We start from the raw sequence: 1,777 nt of genomic DNA, 5'->3' as shown, positions 1-1,777 counted from the left end.
CCTTGGGGGTCGAGGACGCAGGCGTGGTGGAAGTATTTGCCGACGTCCACGCCAATGACGAAGTCATAGGCCATGGGTATGTGCCTCCTAGCGATGAATGAGAAGTTGGACTATTTAAGCTTCATCGCTGGGGTTGGTCGGACATACTTAGTACTGGCATCCACATTACTGTGAGACCTCATGCCACCTGGGCTGGGTCAGGTTCCTATTAGCAGTTTGAGTATGTCACTGTCTTCGGCGGCATCACCCCCCGGATCATTTTCAGACAGGGACAGGAATAAGCCATACCGAAGCCAGCGACTAGTTCCATTGCCATAAGGCAGAAGGAACGCAGATAAACATAACCTGCCCCAGCATGGGGCTAGGATTACGAATCCTGGGCTCCTCCGAGCGGAACTGCTAACAACGTAATGGGGGGTGTTCCTATATAGGTTGTCAACTTCGTGGGTGGGCTTGTTGGGGGTGTGTAGGGCTTCTGCTTTGCCTTGTGAATGTTGTTTTCGGGCACGGTGAGGAGCCGATTGGGCTTTCTGCGCAATCGGCTTGAGGTGAGGTTCTGTTGGCTTTAGGCTGCTGCGGCCTCCTGGGCTGTGGAGATATCTCGGTAGAGCTCGCCGCTTCGCATCATGGCGAAGAGAACGTTGAGGCGCCGGCGTGCGAGGGCGACGACTGCGGCGTTGTGTCTTTTGCCTTCTTTGCGTTTTCGTTCATAGAATTGCTGGGAACGCTCGTGGAATCTGATCGATGCAAAAGACGATTGCCATAGGGCGTTCTTTAATTTTTTGTTGCCAGCCCGGTTAGGCGAATTCGACATAATGGACGTTCCCGACTGATTCGTCCGTGGTGATAGGCCTGCATAGGACGCTAGGTGCGCTGCATCGGGGAAGTCGGACATATCGCCAACAGTCATGAGGATCTGCGCGGCACTGCGCGGGCCGATACCAGGCATGGATAAAAGAATCTCGGTCTGCGGAATGTCCTGAATGAGCTTGAGTACCTGCGCCTCGATTTCCTTGCGGTGCTCGAGTTTGGCCAGTGCATCTTTGGCAGACATTGCTACGCCAAGTTCGGCGTATTCTGCGCCGGCAATGGACACGGTCTGTTCGTGGATGGCAGCAAGCATGGCATCGATGACAGGCTCAGGATTGCGCGCTTTGTGACTGCGTGCAAAGGCTGCCAGGCGTGTTCTACCGACGCGTCGAATCTTGGTGGGGCCACCGTATTTCGCAAGTAGGTGGAGGATCCACTTTCGGTGAATCATCTGTCCACGCAGGACATGTTCGAAGGCAGGATAGGTTCCCACGAGCGCGGATCGCATCTGGTTAATCAGGCGCGTGTAGGCCCGGGCGAGGTCTTCGTCGATACCGTTGAGAACTTTCAGCTGGATAAAGACTTCCTCAACGCGGTCGACGCTGCGCAGGGCATCTGGAAGGTTAAGACCGGCATGGGCGATAACATAGGCGTCGCGCACATCGGTCTTGGAGTTGCCGACGTGGATGCGAGAGAGCTGCCGCATCGCAAGCCCTGGTAGATAGCGAACGTCTGCCCCCATGTCTTGGGCGACTGCGACGGTCAACCGGCCGATGTTGTTGGGTTGATCGACAATGACAAGGACCGAGGCCTCGTCGGCAAGGTATTGGCCGAAGAGCTTGCGTAGCGAGCCTTCATGCTGGTTGATGCGTTTGGATAGGACTTGTCTGCCTTGGGGGTCGAGGACGCAGGCGTGGTGGAAGTATTTGCCGACGTCCACGCCAATGACGAAGTCATAGGCCATGGG

Annotated in this window: 1 protein-coding gene; it reads right to left on the bottom strand. The window is 55.8% G+C overall.

Annotation, left to right across the window (positions count from 1 at the left end; translation table 11 throughout):
* Positions 1–565: 565 nt before the first annotated feature.
* A complete protein-coding gene (locus QP908_RS11665) occupies positions 566–1,774 on the bottom strand; it encodes an IS110 family RNA-guided transposase (protein ID WP_284772353.1) in 1,209 nt (402 codons plus the stop codon).
* Positions 1,775–1,777 lie beyond the last annotated feature (3 nt).

The organism is Corynebacterium sp. MSK204 (genome assembly GCF_030229885.1).
Taxonomy (GTDB): domain Bacteria; phylum Actinomycetota; class Actinomycetes; order Mycobacteriales; family Mycobacteriaceae; genus Corynebacterium.
This window is presented reverse-complemented; position numbering and strand designations above follow the sequence as displayed.

Coding starts and splice junctions, on each gene's coding strand:
- QP908_RS11665 (WP_284772353.1), bottom strand. CDS start 1,774: ATGGCCTATGACTTCGTCATTGGCGTGGACGTCGGCAAATACTTCCAC.